This is a genomic window from Deltaproteobacteria bacterium CG11_big_fil_rev_8_21_14_0_20_42_23 (genome assembly GCA_002796345.1).
Taxonomy (GTDB): Bacteria; UBA10199; UBA10199; order 2-02-FULL-44-16; family 2-02-FULL-44-16; genus 1-14-0-20-42-23.
In genome coordinates, this window is record PCXC01000018.1 from 15,489 (window position 1) to 32,181 (window position 16,693).

The window sequence follows — 16,693 nt, forward strand, 5'->3', positions numbered from 1 at the left end:
GGAGATAAACATGGGAAAGAATGTCCAAGTAAAAATATTAATGGGCTCAATAAATGATTGGGAATATTTAGAAGGTGCAGCAAAAGTGTTGGAAGAATTTGGAGTAAGCTATTCCAAGCATGTTGCTTCAGCTCACCGAACACCTGCAAAAGTGCAAGCGATCATTCACGCTGCTTCAGAAGAGGGAACGCAAGTGTTCATTGCTGCAGCGGGCTACGCAGCCCATTTGGCGGGTGTTATCGCCGGGCACACGTTGTTGCCTGTTATTGGAGTGCCGCTCGATTCATCATCTTTGGCTGGTTTAGACTCTCTGCTCACTACAGCGCAGATGCCATCGGGTGTTCCTGTTGCTACTGTTACCATTGGAAAAGCTGGAGCAAAAAATGCGGCGGTGTTGGCAATCCAAATTTTGGCTTTGCAAGATGATGTGCTGAAAGAAAAATTGAAAGACTACCGAGAAAAAATGCGACAGAAAATTGAAGAAGATGACAAACAACTCAACCTTTCCTAATCCATAGTTTATGACTGACTTCATTACGCTCAATGCAAATAAAATGAACCCTGTGGATGTGGAAAGGGTTGTTGCTCACTTGCGAGAAGGGCATGTCATTGCCTATCCCACAGAAACTATTTATGGTTTAGGCGCCGACGTTTTGAATAGAGCTGCGATTAAAAATATTTATAAACTCAAAGCGCGAGATCCGGGTTTGCCTATTTCACTTTTGGTTTCTGATTTATCGATGTTGAGAGATTTTGTTTCTGAAGTTTCAGATCAAGCTTTGGAATTGATTAAAACATTTTGGCCCGGCCCGCTCACTATTCTCTTTCCAGCATCTCCTCGGATACCAAAAGATCTTATTACAAACACCGGAAGAATTGGAATACGAATTTCATCTCATCCCGTTGCAACAGCAATTGTATCAGCATTTGGAAATCCCATTACAACTACAAGCGCCAATCTTTCTGGCTACCCACCGTCACTTGATGCCAAGCAAGTGTTGAAATACTTCGATCAAAAATTGGCATGTATTGTAGATGGAGGAGAGTGTGAACCAAACTTAGGTTCAACCGTGGTGGATGTCACCAAAGAAAGTATGCGTATTATTCGTGAAGGCGCAATTCCCGCACAAGAAGTAATTCAGTGTTTTCAGGGTTAGGGTTTGATTAGACTTTTGGTCGTTTGATTTGAAAACTTTTCTTCATGGTTCTGCGAATAATTTCTTGAAGCTCTTCATCTTTTACCTGACTTACCGATTGCGCAATAAATTCCTTTTCATCTTCAGTGAGAGCTTTAATCGACCAAAATGAAAATGATTTTCGAGCTGGTTTTTGCAATGGCCCAACTTGAAACTTGAGGTCATTCAAAACAAGTTCGGGATAAGACTCTTTAATTTTTTTTATAATATCTTGCTTCATAAACGTAAGTTCTTGAAGCCAGGAAGAATTGCTCACATGAATCAAGAGAGTGCGCCCAAGCCATTTTGCGGGCGAAGTATGTTTTGCCACCGAGGCACCTGTGATTTTTGCCCATTTTTCCCAAAGAGCATAGCGCTCAATTCCTTTTTCCCAGCCAGCTTTTTTAGCACTTGAACTGAATACATTTGCGATGGGCGTGAGCCTGTTTGTCTTGATCTGAGCCATAGAGGACGCCAACTCTAGATGTTTCTTTGGAATTGACAAGGGAAAATGTATGGGCAATAACGTTGGGCCAAACAAAGGGGTTTTGTGATGAAGAAAAAAGAAAAAGAAATGTTCGAAACACTGCTTAAAGAACGCAGAGCTGAGCTTGTTGCTACGGCAACTTCGGCAAAAGACAACCGGTTGGTGCTTGAGAGAGAAGACCTTCCAGATGAAGTTGATCTTGCTAGCTCCGAAGCTGATCAAGCAATGAATATGCGCCTTAAAGACCGCGAGCTTATTTTGCTGAAAAAAATCGATAAAGCTCTTCTGAAAATGCAAAATGATGAATATGGCATTTGCGAACGTTGCGGCGAAGAGATCGGCGTCAAACGTCTTGAAGCCAGGCCAGTAGCCGAGCTTTGCATTCGCTGCAAAGAAGAAACAGAAAAACTGGAAAGAGCATTTGCAGATTAATTTAGCTGCAAATGTTTAATCGTTTTCCTCAAAATATTTTTTAAAAACCTGAAGCACTTTTTCTTTGCATGTTTGCAACTCTAGAAAAAGTGCTTCAGTATTTTTAAGTTCCAAATAACGTGCAATGTCAGGTGTGATGTTACTTTTTTTGTACAGAACATCACTTGTTGTTTCAGAACTTAAGCGCAAAAGTGAAATGGTAGTATTGTAGTGTTCTAGTGCTGTTTCTAAAATGAGCATTTCTTCTTTTGTGATCAACTCAAATTCTCCCAATTTTGCAATGAGGCGCAGCGAATTTCTTTCCAATAATTCTGGATACTGCTGCAATGAACGTAATTGCAGATATCGTATCAATAATTCAATGGTGCTTATGCCACCACTTCCATGTTTCAGGTGAATGAAGTCGTCACTTTCCTTTCCAAACTGTGATTGAAATTGAGTTTGGTAAGTATTGATTTTTTCTTTTAGGGTAGTTTTTTCTTCATGAGATTCAAAAAGAACCGATTGAATAACTTCCTGAATATTTTCTTGAAGTTTTTTATCTCCAGTAAGAGGTGTGTTTTTAAGGAGCATCATTTTTTCCCAAATTTCAGTTTGCTTTTTATGGTATTCACGAAAAGCTTCCAGCGAAATAACAAGGGCTCCAGATTTTCCAGACGGACGAAGGTCTGCATCGACATCGTATGTTTTTCCATATCGGGTTGGAAGGGAAAGGGTGGAAATAATTCTTTGAGCTAATTTCGTAAAAAAGTTTTTATTGCTCACCGAATGTTGCCCTGAAGTTTTTCCTTTTTCTCCGTAAATAAAAGCTACGTCTAAGTCCGATCCATAACACATTTCTCCAGACCCAAGCTTTCCAAAGCCAAGAATGGAAAAGCTCACAACATTTCCACTTTCATCACACGGTGTTCCATATTTTTCTTGCAGCTGCTGAAAGCAAAGGTCGTGAACAGTTGTTACGAGTGCTCTTGCCAATTGTGTGAGGCGAAGTTCAACTTTTGATCGAGAAATATTTTTGGAAAGATCAAGCGATTGAATACGACCGACTTCATGCTTTTTAAACCAAGCAAGAGAATCGGTTTGCTCCTCTTCGTTTTCACAGCTTGCAAGATTTACCTTTAATGCCTCTTCAATTTCATGCTGTTCGAAGTCGTCGTTGAAAAGGCTATCGAAGCAATTTGAAATAAAGAGACGATGTTTCAGAAGCGTATCGTTCAGTTCCGTTACTGAAGAAAACTGAAGCGCACTGCAAATTCTGGAAAGTTCTGAGCTGTCATTTGGAATGTGATGGGTTTGCTGATCGAAATTGAGTTGAAGTGCATTTTCAAATGTTCTGAAAAAGGAGTAGGCAGATTTTACTTTTTCTGCAATTTTTGGATGTAAGATATTTTCATTTTTTAACCTTTCAATTGCCTGAAAGGTGTTGTGTGTTCTGAGTTTTTTATTTTTTCCGCCATAAAGAAGTTGTTGGGCTTGAATAAAAAATTCAACATCTCTAATACCGCCTTTTCCAAGTTTGATATTTTGATGTGCCTCTCTTGTTTTTTCCTCAATCTTTCTTTTCATAGCTTGGATATTTTTTAGCTGATCGAATGTAATAGTTCTGGGATAAATAAAAGGTTCAAGCGATTCAAAAAAAGTTTCTGCCAACGCGTGGCTTCCCGCTACACACCTAGCTCTAATCAGCGCTTGACGTTCCCATTGTTGGCCACGTTCTTCGTAATACCGCAAGATGGTGTCGAGGGAATTTGCAAGTGGACCTTTTCCTCCTTCTGGCCGCAAATCGTGATCTACTCTAAAGACGAAGCCATCGTCCGTTTTTTCAGAGAGGCAATGCGTTATTTTTCTTACAAGCTGAGAATAAAATTCTGATGCTGATGGGGATGTATCTTTTGTATCATGTTTATAAATACAAATGAGATCGATATCAGAACTCATGTTTAATTCTACGGCTCCCAATTTTCCAAGAGCAATAATGCTTGCGGGAGGAAGGTTGGCTTCTTTAAGTGAAGCGACGTTTTTTTCAGTAAGCAGAGTGTGAAGAGTGTAGTTGTAGCAAGCTTCTAAGATGACATCGCAAACAGAACTCCACTTGAGTAAAATATTTTCACTGGGAACTGTGCGTGAAAAATCTGCGGCAGCAAGTGCAACAAGGTGTTCGTATTTAAAATGGCGGAGAAGTGACATAAACTTCTCAAGAGAAAGTGGCTGGTCATCAGTTTTAAGCTTTAGGTTTAACTCTAAGCTAAGAGCAGAAGACTGGCTTTTTGCTTCTTTGCTCCCAAATGCTGGAAACGAAAAGTTCAAGCGGTCACTTAGAAGTGGATGTTGAATGAGATAGTGCACAAGGAGATGAGAATGTGAAAATAGGTAAGAAAGCAATTTTCCATTCGGCGAATCCCAATTAAAATCTGTATGCGCTTCCGCCGCATATGCTTTTTCGAAGAGTTGTTTTTCAGTTTCAGCTTGCTGGTGAAGATCTGAGAGTGTTGCTGAGGTCATGGTTTCCCTTTTTGCTTCTATCATGAGAACAAAGTTTGTTTATGTGATAAGGGCAAGTGCAAGAAGCTGATTCACATGGAAGTGAAAGGCCTTGGCAACTGTAGGTAAAAGAATTTATTTTATCAACAATGTTTCTCAGTTCAGTTTTTGTGCTTTGTTTCATTTGTTCTGTGAGCGAAGTTGAAATGAGTTCTCCCGTATTGAAATAGAAAAGCGATACTTGATTCACCTTCTGTTTTGAGACTTCTTCAATTGCAAGGGCATAACACATCATTTGCAAGTGGTAGTGTTTTGCGTGCTCGGCGCAGGTGCCACTTTCAATGCGATCGGTTTTGAAGTCTACAATTTCTAGAGCGTCACCTAAGGGTTTTACCCAATCTACTTTTCCTCTTAGATATGCGCTGTCAATATCCCAAATAAAAGAGAATTCCTTTTTTCCTTCGGTGATCTGTTCAAAGTAAGGATGGTTCAAAAATGGAGTTAATGTTGAATGTAATTCAAACAATATATTTTGGCTTGGCAAGAGGTGGTGCGCATAACATTGTTTTTCAAGGAGAGTGTATATTTCCTTTTTATCGCGAGTGTTTAAGTTTTCAAGCGTAGCATGAATGATGCTTCCCTTTATATCGGCTGGTAAATGGCTCGCCTTTTTTGCAAAGAGAACTGTTCCTGGAAGTTTGAGGATATACTTTAAATAATATTCCTGAGGACATCTTACATAAGTTTCAAGTTGTGAAATACTCAAAGTTTGCTTTTTGTGAGACTGCGAATGAATTTTTCCTTCTACATTTGATCTGGTGAAAGTCTGAATTTCAGGTTCGGAGAAAATCAGTTCACGTTCGTTTTCTTCATTTGGCTTAAAAACAGAACTCTTTACTTCGAGCAAAGCTTTCTGAATTAAGGGAAGCCAAATACTTCCTTTTCGAGTTTTACTTTCATCGGCTACTAAAAAAACAAGTTTTTGCTTTGCTCTTGTAAGTGCCACATACAAAAGACGAAGAGATTCTTCCTGGAGAGCTTCCTTTTCAAAATCGCAAAGTTGCGTAAATGCTGTGTTTCCTTCAAGTGGTGAGAGAGGGTTTTTACTTTTTTTGGTTTTGACGGCGATTCCTTTTTGACGAGAAAAACACCAAGAAAGAGTGTGTGCCTGTGGTGCCCTAAAGAGTTCAGGAAGAATGACTACTGGATATTCAAGTCCCTTTGAAGAATGTACTGTCATAATATGAACCGCATTTTTTTTATACGGATCTAAACTGTTATTTTTCTTCTTTCTCTCTTTATTTTGTTCCAAAAAGAGAATGCAATCTTTAATGCTGGCTCTGTGATTTTTTTCAAATGTGGAAATCAGCGAGATAAGGGTGTTTAATGGTGAAACACCTAAACCGTTATTGGAAATAATTTCGGAAAAAATCTTGTAGCCAGTTCTAAAAAAGAGAGCATGCAATAATTCAGAAGCAGAGCAATGCTTTGAGAGGAGAGTAATGCTGGAAAGAATCTCGTTTGCCTTTTCGTTTTGGAAAGCCGATTTTTTCAAAGGAGCCTGAAGAGAAAGTGAAAAAATATTTTCATCACTTAAACCAATAAAAGGTGAACGAAGCAGCGCTACAAGAGCGGTTTCATCTTCACGATCGTGAGCAAATTTGAGAAGAGAGAGGATGTCGTGAAATGCAGTGTTTTCGCTGATATCCTGAGAGATGTTGTTGGCAAGAAAGGGAACGCCATGTTCTTTAAATATTTTTTGGTAAAGATAAGTTTTGGTTGAAGCCTGAAAAAGCAAGGCAATATCAGAATAAAGATACTGTTTTTTTTGCACCAAACTTAAAATGTAGTTTGCCATAGCATAAGCTTCATGCGTTCGCTTTTGATCTACCGTTTCTTTTTCAGCCACAGGATAATGAAGCAGGAGGACGTCGTCATCGTATTCAAGTTGCGAATGTGATTTTAGGCCGCGAGTGTTTTTGTCTTGGAGTACATTTTCTTTTTCTAAACTGTCTTCTAACGTTTGTGAACAGTGATTGACAAAATCGAGAATGCCTTTTTTGGATCTAAAGTTTTCCTGAAGCACAATCGATTTTCCACCCGTATTTTCGATGAGATGGAGCATTTCAGTGAAGCAATGTACATTTGCACCACGGAAGCGATAAATAGATTGGCGCGGATCACCCACAATAAAAAGTTTATTTTTTTTCGGTTGATAGAGATGTTTGATGAGCAAATTCTGAACATCGTTTGTATCTTGAAATTCATCAACGAGGATGTGCTTCATTTTGTTTTGAAAATATTGGGGAACTTCAGGCCTTTGTTCAAAGAGTTCCAGTGTTTTTAGTTCAAGCCCTTGAAAGTCGATGCAAGCATGTGTGCTGTAATAGACATCAAGCTCATGTTCGCAGAGTAAAAAAACTTGGTGAGCAGCATGAAGAACTTCATACTGTTCTTCATCTGGTTTGAGTTTGCTTAAGTGTGTTTGTGCGTGCCATCTATTTTGAAGCAGCTCAGTTAAGAGTGAAGTGCTTGCTTTGATACCAATTTTTTCGGCTAAAAAATGAGCGTGTTTATTTTTCTGAAGAATAAGCTGCTTAAAAGTTTCTTTGATTATTTTTTGCGTTAGAAAAAAAACAGCTTCTTCTGCAAGAACTTGCATCGCATTTGGAGAAAGATGAATCAAGTGTCCAAATTGTTTAAGCGTTTTTAAACAAAAGGCATGAAAGGTACCTATATGTGCAGTTTCAACATGCAAGGCAAGTTGGGGAGGAAGACTTTTTTTGAGCCGTTCTTTCATTTCCAACGCAGCTTTTTCGGTAAAGGTAATCGCTAACAAAATCTCCAATGATTTATATTCTTCAACAATGTTGAGCATTCGTGAAACGAGCACACTTGTTTTTCCAGTTCCTGCTCCAGCAATCACTGCAAGTGATTGTGAGAGGTTTTGGCTTGCTTCAGTTTGTTGTGGTGTAAAAGTGTTCATGTCTCTTATCTCATTCTGCAAACACCTTGGTGAGGACAATGGCTACACTGCTCTAAATGTTCGGGAGCAAAATGTCCTTGATACATTTCCAAAAGATATTTTTTTGAATAGTTCATGCTTGTTTCTAAAAGTTCATCCCATATCTCTTCGGTAATAAGCGAGCGAGAACGTGGTGAAAAACCAAATTGATTTTTGTTGAGTTCCTTAAGGATAAGAGCATTTTCCGACTCTGGTTCTTGTGTAGAAACAATTTTGAGCGCCACAGTTTTGTAATGAGGAAAGAGTGACTTCATGGCATGAGCATAGAGGGGAAGTTGTAAGTGTTTTCCCTCCTCGATGAGTGATCTCAATTTTTTATCTTCTCTTCCAGATTTATAATCCACCAGCGCAATTGTGTTTCCGGCTGAGCTGATATCAACTCGGTCAATGCGGCCAGTTAAAGCAATATTCAGTTTTCCATCAAGTGAAACAATAAAGGGCTGATCATCTTTTCCAAAAGGAACTTCAAAAAGGTGAGGTGAGAGAGCGTCTTCAAGTTCTGATTTTTTAGAAAGCTCATAGTTTAAGAGATGTGAACTTGTTTTAATGAGCTCCGTTTCCCAGAGCTCTTGTAATAAAGAATGCGGAATATTTTTCTCTTCAAAAGCAGTTGCGCTTATTGCACTGAGTTCTGCTTGTATTTCTTCAAGCTTGCGAGCGGAGGTTTGAGATTTATAAAATGTTTCAAGCAAATGATGAAGCAGTGTTCCGCGATGACGTGGATCGAAATCTAAAAGATCTTTCTCTTCTTTTTCCTTCACTTTTAAAATGGAATCGAGAAAAAAGCGGAAAGGGCATTCTGCAAACGTTTCTAGAGCAGTTATGCGAAGAGGCTTGCTTTCCAGAATATGGTGAAGGTGCTTTTGAAGAGCGGGGTTTTGAATGTGACCGTGGTAGGTCAAATGTTCTGGGATATGAAGCGTTCTCTCAAGTTCAAGTTGTACCTGAAGTGAAAGATGTTCCTTAAAATCATTTTCTTTCCATTGAGGATGAAGGAAGTAAGGTGTTGCAATTTGAGTTGGGAGTGAAAGTTCCGCCAAAAATTCCGAAGGTTGATTTTCTTTTCCTTCACCATTTTGCTCTGAAAAGGAAAAAATAATTTCTTCATTTACTTTTGTTACCCACATCAAAAACAGATATTTTTCTGCAGCATTTTTAAGTTCTGTTTTTTCATGAAAAATATTTTGGATGTCTTGATTCGAAAATGAAATACGCGAAAAAAGTTCGTGTTCTTGATGAGAATGAGAAATATTGTTTTCAGTGCATTGAGTAATTAAAAGACGATCACGCGAATTTGCATTTCCTTGCCGATATTTTTTGAACATAATTCCAGCATTCTGAAATGCTTGATAAGAAAGCGAGAAGTTTTTTTCGCTAAGGTAAAAAATAAGATCTAGCATAAAATGGCTTGAAATGTTTGGAAGCGAAAAAAGTTTGTCCGTTATTTCAAGCTCCTTCAATATTTTTTCTAAAACTGAAAAAGTGAATGAACTTTTACTTACCTCTGCCTGAAAGGTTTGTGTTCTAAAGTCATCTTTCCATTGTTGTTGAAGCGAACTTTTTCGAAAATGTTCTCTGATGGCATGGGAAAAGCTGGAGATGTCTTGTTCATCTGCGTATGCCTGAAGCAGCTCTTCCAATTCATTTTGCACTTGTGGTGGAAAACAGCTTGGCGTTTTGGGAAAAAAACTTGATTGAACATCTAATGAACTCAAGTGAAAAGCTAAATTCCCTTCAAAGCTTTTGTTTTCTTGGAGACAAACGGTTGGTGGATGAAAGAAATCATTTTCTTCTCCCAACAAAGTATGCAGCACAAATTGTTCTTCATCATGTTGATGAGGTACAGAAATAAGTGAAGTATTTGGGGTGAAGTGAACTTTTGTTTCAAACTGAAAGGTGTGTTCTGGGTTTGGAAGCAGATTCTCTAAAAGTGTTTGAGAAATGGTATTTAAGTTTTCATGCTTTTGTTCAAATGTTTCCCAAGCAAGATATATCTTCACCTGCGGATAATGTTGTCTGATAAGGCTTAAGTAAAGATTGAGGGCACATGAAGGTTTAAAAAAATGATCTACACAGAGGGTGGTAAAAGGAAGTTCTTTTTTCTGCTGAAGATGTAAAAAAAGTTCAAGATAGGCATCTTCACTATCGTGAACATCATGTTTTGTTTTGAGGGCTTCGTACAGTTCAAATGTTTTAAGAAAGAGCTGAAAAAAATGATCAGATTCCACAAGCGATTCGTGCAGCTTTTGCGGAGTTAGCGTGTAGCGTTTAAGTTTTTGAAGTAAATGTAAAAAAGTTTTTGCCGTATGAAGAAGTTGTGACTCACTTGAATGTGAAGGGTGAGTTTTTTTTAAAGCCTTGAAGCAAAGAAGTAAGGCCTGATTTTGGCTGAGGATATTTTTTTTGCTCTTACAAATATTAAAACACCAGTCACGTGGAGTGGGAAACTGTGATTCAAGAATAGTTTTTTGCGTGCCTTCATGAAGTGCGCGATGTTTTATTTGTTCTGAAATTTGCTTATTTGGACTCAGATAAACAGCGGCTTCATCTTGAAAAAAAAACTCTAAGAGCTTTTCAGTTTTTCCACTTTTTGGAGGGCCTATCAGAAGCGTGCTTGGCATGGAGCCATTTAATGGTGCTGAAACGGCAAGTCAAGGTCTAAACCTTTTCTCCGCTTGGTCGTAATCGAAGGGCTTCTAAAATATCTTGATGCTCAATTTTTTCTCGAGGTGCTAAATCGGCAATGCTTCTTGCTACGCGCAAAAGTCGATGGACCGCGCGAGGTGAAAGGGATAAGTGTTCGGCAGCTTTTAGCAGAGTGGTTTTGGATTCATCGGAAATGACGCAATACTTTTTCATTTCTTGAGCATTAATTTTTGCATTTACTTTGCCTTGTCTTTCTTTTTGAATTTTTCGTGCCTTTAAAATTCTTTTTTGAATTAGCTCTGAGGATTCGGCAAGTTCTGAGCTGAAGAGGGTGTTGTGCTGCGGCGCTTTCAATTCTAAACTGATATCAATTCTATCTAAAAGTGGCCCAGATATTTTTCTCCGATAATGTTCAATGTCATGCGCGCTGCAGACACAAATTTTTTTGTCATGGCCCAAATACCCGCAGCGGCATGGATTCATGGAAGCAATCAGCATAAACGAGGCAGGAAAAGTGCTGCTGATGCCAGAACGGGAAATGCTGATTTTTCCTGATTCAAGCGGCTCGCGCAAAACTTCCAGCACATCTCTTCTAAATTCTGCAAGCTCATCCAAAAATAAAACACCATTATGTGCCAACGAAATTTCACCAACGTGTGGTGTGCTTCTTCCTCCCCCAACAAGGCCAGCATACGAAGCCGAATGGTGTGGCGCGCGAAACGGAACCTGATTGTAGTACAAGGTTTGTAAATCGTAGGTTCCTTTTGAGCTCATAATTTTAATGGTTTCCAATTTTTCCTCTTCTTCAAGTGGAGGAAGTATGCTGGGCAAACGTTCTGCAAGCATTGTCTTTCCTACGCCTGGTGGTCCAACCATAAGAAGATTGTGCGCACCGGCCGATGCAATTTCAAGTGCGCGTTTTGCAAGTGTTTGTCCTTTTACTTCACTGAAATTTGAACAGTGCTTTGGCGGAAGTTTTCGATTGAGCGTTTGTGGAGAAGACATTCTTTCTCCGCGTGAAAGAAAGGCAATGACTTCACATAAATTTTTGCAGGAAATAATTTCAATATCTTTCAGCATGCGAAGTTCGTCTACGTTTTCATGCGGAATAATAATTCCATCGTACTGATGATCGCGTGCAAGAAGTGAAAACAAGAGGGCACCATTTATTTTCAGCAGCTCGCCAGCAAGTGAAAGTTCTCCTGCCAAAAGATAGCGTTTTGTATTGTGTGCTTTCCACACCTGCCAAGCATGAAGCAGTGCAACGGCAATGGGAAGATCAAAATGTGAACCTGTTTTTTTCACATTTCCCGGTGAAAGATTTACAATGGTTTTTCGATTTGGAATTTTGTAACCAGAATTTCTGATGGCAGCGGAAACGCGGTCGCGCGCTTCTTTTACCGCCGTTTCAGCAAGGCCCACCATGCTCCAGCCAGGAAGCCCAGCTTTTTGCACGTCCACCTCAACTGAAATGAGATGAGCATTAATTCCATAAAGACTTCCCGTTCTAATTTCAGACAGCATGAGAAAGTGAAAAGCAAATTGTAAACCAAGTTTAGAGCTTGAATTTCAAGCGTTTTCTCTGCGGCTATTGTTGTAAGTTCGACGAATATGTAGCGCTTTGGAAGGTTGACCTTTTTTGGGGAAGCGGCTAGGTTCCACCAACTTAAATTTCAGAAGGAGATGGTATGGTTCATAATGTGATTATTATTGGTTCAGGCGCAGCGGGGTACACAGCGGCCATTTACGCGGCACGTGCTGAGTTGCAACCACTTTTGTTTGAAGGCTCTCAGCCGGGTGGTCAACTTACCATTACAACCGATGTTGAAAATTTTCCTGGTTTTGAACATGGCATTATGGGTCCGCAGTTGATGCAAGACATGCGCAAGCAAGCGCTTCGTTTCGAAACAAAAATGATTCAGCAAACTATTACAACCATTGACACTTCAAAAAGACCTTTTGTGCTCACCACCGACACAGGTGAAACCTATCAAGCAAAAACAATTATTGTAGCAACAGGTGCAACGGCAAAATTATTAGGTGTTGAAAATGAAATGAAGCTCATGGGAAAAGGCGTCTCTGCCTGCGCTACCTGCGATGGCTTCTTTTTCAAGGGCTTAGAAATTGTGATTGTAGGTGGTGGTGATACCGCAATGGAAGAAGCTACTTTTCTCACAAAATTTGCTTCAAAAGTTACGGTGATTCACCGCAGAGATTCACTTCGTGCTTCAAAAATTATGCAGCAGAAAGCATTTGAAAATCCAAAAATTGAATTCATCTGGGATACTGAAGTGATTGATGTTCACGGAGTTGATCAAGATAAACTTACGGGCATTCGCTTGAAAAATTTAAAAACAGGTGAAGAAAGTGATTTTGCGTGCGAAGGTTTATTTATTGCTATTGGACACAAGCCCAATACTGAATTTTTAAAAGGTAAACTTGAATTAGATGACGTTGGTTACATCATCACCAAAAAATCATCGATGGCCACAAGTGTAGATGGCATCTATGCTTGCGGCGATGCCCAAGACAGCATCTATCGCCAAGCCATTACAGCGGCTGGAACTGGTTGCATGGCAGCAATTGATGTTGAGCGCTTTTTGCAAGGGCATGAATAGGATACCCCGTGAATAACCTTAAAACCAGAGTGAAAGGGCTTCATGTTTTTCTTTCACTTTTGTTTTGCGTTATCGTGTCTTCATTTTTTTCTTCATCACAAGTTTTTGCAGCTGCTTACAAAAGTTTTGGTCCCATTTCTCTTGTGAGTCAGAATCCCATTTACCTTCAAAACTTGCAGCTTCAAGCAAGACGCGCAACTGCGCTTCTTCCTGGCTCAAGTGAAGTTCAACTCGATTATGCTTTTAGCAATGTGTTCGAGTGGGAATCTAACAATACTTACGATCTCAATGTGGATATGGAAGTTCATGAAACCGCACTTTCATATCATCGCGGTTTTCAAGGTGATATAGAACTTGGTGCACGTCTTCCTTTTTACACAACTGGAGGCGGTTTTTTGGATGCCTTTCTCGATTCCTATCATAATGCCTTTTCTTTTCCGCGAGGTGGAAGAGAATTTGTGAACAACGGAACCTTCAATTATCAGCTTTCGAAAAATGGAACGAATATATTTTCTTATCCGGAAGCAGATTTTGATCTTGGAGATATTGTTCTCAGTTTGAAGCAGCAATTTTTTCATGAAGATCAAGATAAAATAAATGCAGCATGGTTTGTAGATTTTAAAGTGCCGACGGGAACAGTACATTCTGGCTTTAGTTCCGGGCGGCCAGATTTTTTACTGGGCCTTGCTGCGGATGCTTCCTTTAAGAGCTTGCGAGCTTATCTGAATACAGCACTTGTAAGCACAAGTGGTCTTAGTGCTTTGCAAGGGTACATGAATGATCAACGTTTCGCGTTTAGTTTTGCTGCGGAATGTTCATTGCTTCCAACTTGGTCAGCCATTGTGCAACTGAGTGGTGGCACTGCACTTTTGAAGGGAACAGCTTTGACACCTTGGAATGATGTTCCGCTAGATTTAATCATTGGCTTTCGAGGTGAAGAGCCAGGCTTGCTTGCGGGCAATGATCTTTTTTGGCAGTTTGGTTTTTCGGAAGATGTTTTATCCGTTGGCCCGTCAGTTGACTTCACCACTTTCTTTTCTCTTGGAATCCGCTTTGGCCCGGAAGAGCAGAAGGGTTACCAAGGTGATTGGTATGCGCGTTCCGCTACTCATAGTTCAATGGGACAATAGTCCAATAGGGCGATGGTTTGAAAGTGTGGTGGTGTTTAGTACTTAGTGCTCTTGTTTTTTGTTTGTCATCCTCTGGCTTGACCAGGGGATCCACAATTCTACTTCACTTTTAAAACCACTAGATTCCCGCCTTCGCGGGAATGACAAAGAGGATACGCAGGATGACAAACCAAAAAACAACAGGGCGCTATAATTTTTAAAACGGCACATCATCAAAAGCTGATTCATTTGCGCCGGTGTCGAAGCCTGGAATGGTTTCGCCAGCAGCTTCATAAGAAGAGCCCGTGCTTGCTTCACCTTTCGAACCTAAAAACTGAACGCGCTGAGCTACCACTTCTGTAGTGTAGCGTTTGTTTCCATCTTTATCATCCCATGCACGCGTTTGAAGGCGGCCTTCAATGTAGACTTGGCGGCCTTTTGAAAGATATTGCGCGCAATTTTCTGCTTGAGGACCCCAAACGACAACACGGTGCCATTCAGTTTTTTCTTGGCGTTGCCCAGACTTGTCGTTCCATTTTTCGCTGGTTGCAATATTCAGCGTGGTGACAGCTTGGCCAGTTCCAGTTACTTTTTTTTCAGGATCTTGCCCAAGGTTTCCGATGATGATTACTTTGTTTACACTTGCCATATTTTTACCTCACAGGTTAACGTTTCGATGCAATTTTTTCTTCAAGCTTTTTAGTTTGATCAATCCATCTCATGTAATCGGTGTTGCGTTTCCACAACGGAATTTTTTCTTTCGCTTTTTGAATGTGAGCGTGAGCTTGTTCAGTTTTTTCAAGTTTGAGAAGTGTGTCCGCGGAGGAAAGTAAATTCTCTGGATAATCAGGAGCAAGATTAATGGCTTCTTGCAAGTATTTTTCTGCTTTTTCTAAATCGCGCGTAATTCCATCTGGATAGAGTGTTGTTTGCGGAAGCTCGGTGTACACTTGGCCCAAAATTCTGTAGGCGCCAGCGTTTTCATAAGCGGGGTTGAGGTGAATCACCTGGTTTAAATCGGAAAGCATGCTTTTAATGCCTTCTTGATATCCAATGACTCGCGCTTGATAGAAGAGGCCAGTGTTGACGGCATGATAATAGTAGCAGCCTGCTTCTTCCGGATAGCGTTCGATGCAACGAGCCGCAAGCGCCATGCCTTTTTCGGCTTCATTTTTGGCCTGAAGTCTGGTGCCAGTATGAAAGGCTTGCTCGGAGGCGTTTCCCGCTTTCAATGCAGCCGCAATCAGTTCCTGAGAGCTTGAGGTCTCTGGAGTGATGGTGTAATTTTTTGCGGTTTTATGTTTTCCCGCACACTGGCAAAGAAGCATCAATACAGCCAGGCAGGGGAGGAGGTGTTTTTTTGTCATGTGCGGCACTTAACAGGCTTTGCTTGGAGCAGCAATACCTTTTTCTTTTTTCTGTTTCTTGACGCGAAGAAGGGTGCATGCTAGGAACCCGCAGTTTCATTTTTTGAAGTTAATGGCGGCGTAGCCAAGTGGTAAGTATAAGTAACTGAAAGTATGGAAATTGCCGAAAAAAGAGGTGGGCATAACCGTAAAAAATTCCATGAAGAATTTTTTAAGCAATGGTCTCCTTCAATGGCTTACGTATTAGGATATGCTTTTGCAGATGGTACTTTAATTGAGTCTCAAGTTGCTAGATGTTGTTACTTGAGGTTTGTAAGCAATGATAAAAGTTTATTACAACAGGTCAAGTTGGTGCTAGGGAGCGAAGTTAAAATACAAAAAAGAGGTGTACGAAAACTTATAAGCCATAATAAAATCTACTGGAGCAAGCCAAGTTATGTGCTCAGTATTGGAAATAAGGTGCTTTTTCAGCAATTAGTTCAGCTCGGTTTGAAGCCTGACAAGTCTTTGGACATGCAATTTCCATATGTACCTCAAGAATATCTTTCATTTTTTATTCGCGGATATTTTGATGGTGATGGTTGTGTGAGTATAACAAATCAAGGAAAAAGACTTCAGGTGGCTTTTACATCAGGAAGTAAAGAGTTTTTAACTACGTTATCTCAGCATTTGGCAAATATTTCTTTTGTAAAAAAACAAAACGTAGTTAAAAGTACAAGAAGTTATCAATTGAGATTTTCAACTCATGAAGCTATGCAAGTACTAGCTTTTATGTATGAAAAGTTGGAGTTAGCTCTGTACTTAAAGAGAAAGTATAAAATATACCAACAATGGCGCGATACCCAAGTGGTTAAGGGGCCGGTTTGCAAAACCGTTATTCGCGGGTTCGACTCCCGCTCGCGCCTCAAGTAAGAGAATTTCTTTTTTGCCCAGGTGGCGGAATCTTGGTAGACGCCTTGGACTTAAAATCCAATGGAGGGCGACCTCCGTACCGGTTCGAGTCCGGTCCTGGGCACAAAGTTCGCCAAACAAAAACGCCTCAGCTCAATTGCTGGGGCGTTTTTTTATATTCGTTAACTAATTGAATTTTATAATGAAATCTGAAAATAAAAAAACAAGCAACATTTTTATAACTCTTGCGATAAGACTTTTGAATCGTGTCCAAAATAGAGGAGGAAATATGGCAGATGTTTGCTTTCAAAAGGGTGTTCAAGCTTGGTATCGAAAATCTACACATATCAAATCTGATGGTGGAAACTATATTAGTTCCCCCTGAAAAACCCATTTTTTCAAGATAGCGGACCTTGAGCGGTGTGTTTTTTCGGAGGCTCAACAAAAATCAACCTCAAAAAA

12 protein-coding genes, 2 tRNA genes and 1 pseudogene are annotated in these 16,693 nt (G+C 40.0%); 8 read left to right on the forward strand and 7 right to left on the reverse strand.

The features are described from left to right. Positions 1–10: 10 nt before the first annotated feature. Together purE and COV43_02375 are read left to right on the forward strand one after the other, a co-directional pair. Positions 11–511: a 5-(carboxyamino)imidazole ribonucleotide mutase gene (gene purE / locus COV43_02370; protein PIR26229.1), complete on the forward strand. Its 501-nt coding sequence runs from the start codon at positions 11–13 to the stop codon at positions 509–511. A 10-nt stretch (positions 512–521) separates the two neighbouring features. Beyond that, a complete protein-coding gene (locus COV43_02375; GenBank protein ID PIR26230.1) occupies positions 522–1,157 on the forward strand; it encodes a threonylcarbamoyl-AMP synthase in 636 nt (211 codons plus the stop codon). A gap of 7 nt (positions 1,158–1,164) precedes the next feature. On the opposite strand, the gene COV43_02380 is transcribed toward COV43_02375, so the two are convergent. Beyond that, positions 1,165–1,641 (reverse strand): hypothetical protein, encoded by a 477-nt coding sequence (locus tag COV43_02380; protein ID PIR26231.1) that lies wholly within the window; start codon positions 1,639–1,641, stop codon positions 1,165–1,167. An 87-nt stretch (positions 1,642–1,728) separates the two neighbouring features. Between COV43_02380 and COV43_02385 the strand changes: the two genes are divergently transcribed. Further along, on the forward strand, positions 1,729–2,094 hold the full coding sequence (locus COV43_02385; GenBank protein PIR26232.1) for a conjugal transfer protein TraR: 366 nt from the start codon (positions 1,729–1,731) through the stop codon (positions 2,092–2,094). A gap of 15 nt (positions 2,095–2,109) precedes the next feature. Here COV43_02385 and COV43_02390 read toward each other — a convergent pair whose 3' ends face one another. The 4 genes from COV43_02390 to COV43_02405 are packed head-to-tail and all read right to left on the reverse strand — an operon-like array spanning position 2,110 to position 11,770. Then, entirely contained in the window at positions 2,110–4,620 is a 2,511-nt protein-coding gene (locus COV43_02390) for a hypothetical protein (GenBank protein ID PIR26233.1), read from the reverse strand. Next, the gene (locus COV43_02395; GenBank protein PIR26234.1) at positions 4,556–7,561 is read right to left on the reverse strand and encodes a hypothetical protein; all 3,006 of its coding nucleotides are present in this window, start codon (positions 7,559–7,561) and stop codon (positions 4,556–4,558) included. The genes COV43_02390 and COV43_02395 overlap by 65 nt, the downstream gene beginning before the upstream one ends. A gap of 5 nt (positions 7,562–7,566) precedes the next feature. Continuing rightward, complete coding sequence (locus COV43_02400) at positions 7,567–10,221, reverse strand: hypothetical protein (protein PIR26235.1); 2,655 nt, start codon at positions 10,219–10,221, stop codon at positions 7,567–7,569. Between the two features lie 37 nt (positions 10,222–10,258). After that, entirely contained in the window at positions 10,259–11,770 is a 1,512-nt protein-coding gene (locus COV43_02405) for a hypothetical protein (GenBank protein PIR26236.1), read from the reverse strand. Positions 11,771–11,934: 164 nt separating this feature from the next. Between COV43_02405 and trxB the strand changes: the two genes are divergently transcribed. Both trxB and COV43_02415 read left to right on the forward strand, forming a co-directional pair. Further along, the gene (gene trxB / locus COV43_02410; GenBank protein PIR26237.1) at positions 11,935–12,864 is read left to right on the forward strand and encodes a thioredoxin-disulfide reductase; all 930 of its coding nucleotides are present in this window, start codon (positions 11,935–11,937) and stop codon (positions 12,862–12,864) included. Next, complete coding sequence (locus COV43_02415; protein ID PIR26238.1) at positions 12,861–13,994, forward strand: hypothetical protein; 1,134 nt, start codon at positions 12,861–12,863, stop codon at positions 13,992–13,994. The genes trxB and COV43_02415 overlap by 4 nt, the downstream gene beginning before the upstream one ends. 196 nt (positions 13,995–14,190) lie before the next feature. On the opposite strand, the gene COV43_02420 is transcribed toward COV43_02415, so the two are convergent. Together COV43_02420 and COV43_02425 are read right to left on the reverse strand one after the other, a co-directional pair. Next, positions 14,191–14,622, reverse strand: a complete 432-nt coding sequence (locus tag COV43_02420) for a single-stranded DNA-binding protein (protein PIR26239.1) — start codon at positions 14,620–14,622, stop codon at positions 14,191–14,193. Positions 14,623–14,638: 16 nt separating this feature from the next. Further along, positions 14,639–15,340, reverse strand: a complete 702-nt coding sequence (locus COV43_02425; GenBank protein ID PIR26240.1) for a hypothetical protein — start codon at positions 15,338–15,340, stop codon at positions 14,639–14,641. A 153-nt stretch (positions 15,341–15,493) separates the two neighbouring features. On the opposite strand from COV43_02425, the pseudogene COV43_02430 reads away from it, so the two are divergent. The 3 genes and pseudogenes from COV43_02430 (at position 15,494) to COV43_02440 (ending at position 16,358) form a co-directional block, all read left to right on the forward strand. Continuing rightward, positions 15,494–16,096 (forward strand): annotated as a pseudogene (locus tag COV43_02430) (hypothetical protein). Positions 16,097–16,172: 76 nt separating this feature from the next. Next, a tRNA-Cys gene (locus COV43_02435) sits at positions 16,173–16,248 on the forward strand. 19 nt (positions 16,249–16,267) lie between these two features. Next, positions 16,268–16,358, forward strand: a tRNA-Leu gene (locus COV43_02440). Positions 16,359–16,693 lie beyond the last annotated feature (335 nt).

Coding starts and splice junctions, on each gene's coding strand:
- purE (PIR26229.1), top strand. CDS start 11: ATGGGAAAGAATGTCCAAGTAAAAATATTAATGGGCTCAATAAATGAT.
- COV43_02375 (PIR26230.1), top strand. CDS start 522: ATGACTGACTTCATTACGCTCAATGCAAATAAAATGAACCCTGTGGAT.
- COV43_02380 (PIR26231.1), bottom strand. CDS start 1,641: ATGGCTCAGATCAAGACAAACAGGCTCACGCCCATCGCAAATGTATTC.
- COV43_02385 (PIR26232.1), top strand. CDS start 1,729: ATGAAGAAAAAAGAAAAAGAAATGTTCGAAACACTGCTTAAAGAACGC.
- COV43_02390 (PIR26233.1), bottom strand. CDS start 4,620: ATGATAGAAGCAAAAAGGGAAACCATGACCTCAGCAACACTCTCAGAT.
- COV43_02395 (PIR26234.1), bottom strand. CDS start 7,561: ATGAACACTTTTACACCACAACAAACTGAAGCAAGCCAAAACCTCTCA.
- COV43_02400 (PIR26235.1), bottom strand. CDS start 10,221: ATGCCAAGCACGCTTCTGATAGGCCCTCCAAAAAGTGGAAAAACTGAA.
- COV43_02405 (PIR26236.1), bottom strand. CDS start 11,770: ATGCTGTCTGAAATTAGAACGGGAAGTCTTTATGGAATTAATGCTCAT.
- trxB (PIR26237.1), top strand. CDS start 11,935: ATGGTTCATAATGTGATTATTATTGGTTCAGGCGCAGCGGGGTACACA.
- COV43_02420 (PIR26239.1), bottom strand. CDS start 14,622: ATGGCAAGTGTAAACAAAGTAATCATCATCGGAAACCTTGGGCAAGAT.
- COV43_02425 (PIR26240.1), bottom strand. CDS start 15,340: ATGACAAAAAAACACCTCCTCCCCTGCCTGGCTGTATTGATGCTTCTT.